This window comes from Holospora undulata HU1, from assembly GCF_000388175.3.
In the GTDB taxonomy this organism is placed as follows: domain Bacteria; phylum Pseudomonadota; class Alphaproteobacteria; order Holosporales; family Holosporaceae; genus Holospora; species Holospora undulata_A.
On the sequence record NZ_ARPM03000054.1, the window covers coordinates 1 to 1,631 of the forward strand.

At 29.5% G+C, this 1,631-nt stretch carries 1 protein-coding gene; it reads left to right on the forward strand.

Translation table 11 applies throughout. From position 1 onward, the window contains the following. Nucleotides 1–564 precede the first annotated feature (564 nt). Nucleotides 565–1,631, forward strand: a 1,067-nt coding sequence (locus K737_RS00770; protein ID WP_035574738.1) for a hypothetical protein, incomplete at its 3' end; no start/stop codon positions are given.

Consider the following 1,631-nt stretch of genomic DNA (forward strand, 5'->3'; position numbering starts at 1 on the left):
ACATCGTAAAGTTTTCCTAGTCTCTCTAACCATATATCAATACATCATTATAAAATTAAAACTTTATACTCATAATATCTATCTCAACCACTTTCAACACTTATGCCCTAACCCCCCGTGGGGTAACTTTAAATGGATATCGTTTTTTGATCGTTACCAAGTCTAACATATTCTATTACTCGCTCCCTTAGATCGAAGCAGTTTTGTTTTTTTTCATTTTCTGTTAACAAATAGCACCACTCTGTCCCATTTTCAAGCTAAATTACTATGTATCATTCGTTTTTAAATTTTGAAAATCGGTTGGCCCCTCTTTAATTTTTTCCTTTTCTAAATCGTAAGATATATTTAGGTCTAATCTGCTGTTCTCTAGAAAGTCTTTTATGTTTCCTGAATTTTTTAAAAAGCGTCTTAGAGTTTTTCCTCATCTAAAAAAAAGCGGTTTTGAGGTTCGCGACGTTAGCCACAAAACTTAACTTCTTTATGCAGAAAGTCGATTTTTTTTGTTGACTTTTATTTACAAAAATTATAAAATTAATTTTTCGTTAAGCAAAAATTAAAACTACTATGAAAATATTATTAACCTTTTTTCTTCTTTTTTCTCAGACATATTCTTTATATTCCAATCCAGTTGGTCAGTTGACATCTTCGGAACTGAGTTTTTTTGTGGAAGATTTTCTTCAAAAAAATCCAGAAGCCTCTATTTTGTCATGTGCCAAAAAATATTTAGAAATTCATGGAAAAAAAAATTTGGGAGAGGTGTTTTCAATTCTTCTGTCAAAAAAATTAGTAGACCCCCAAGAAATAGAAGAAATTGTGGACGATAAAGAAGTGTCTAACGCTCTATCTAATCAATGGGGGGGCGTTTTTCAAAAATGTATCAGAGATAATCAAGGGGATACCTTTTACAAGCTTTTGGGAAACTCCAAAGTCTTAGAAAAAGTAGATAGTAAAGATTTAGAGTCAGTATTGGAATACTGTATTAGCTGCAATAAAATAGATTTTTTCGACAAGATTTTAGAAAACGAAAAAGTATTGGAAAAAGTAGATAATGAAGATTTAAAATCAGTATTGGAATACAGTCTTAGCTGCAATAAAATAGATTTTTTTGACAAGCTTTCAGGAAACGAAAAAGTATTGGAAAAATTAGATAACGAAGATTTCAAATCAGTATTGGAAGACTGTATCTACGAAGATAAAATAGATTTTTTCGACAAGCTTTCAGGAAACGAAAAAGTATTGGAAAAATTAGATAGTGAATATTTAAGATCAGTATTAAATAGATTTATCTACGAAGATAAAATAGATTTTTTCGACAAGCTTTCAGGAAACGAAAAAGTCTTAGAAAAAGTAGATAATGAAGATTTAAAATCAGTATTGGAATACAGTCTTAGCTGCAATAAAATAGATTTTTTCGACAAGCTTTCAGGAAACGAAAAAGTATTGGAAAAATTAGATAACGAAGATTTCAAATCAGTATTGGAAGACTGTATCTACGAAGATAAAATAGATTTTTTCGACAAGCTTTCAGGAAACGAAAAAATATTAAAAAAATTAGATAATGAAGATTTAAAATCAGTATTGGAATACAGTCTTAGCTGCAATAAAATAGATTTTTTCGACAAGCTTTCAGG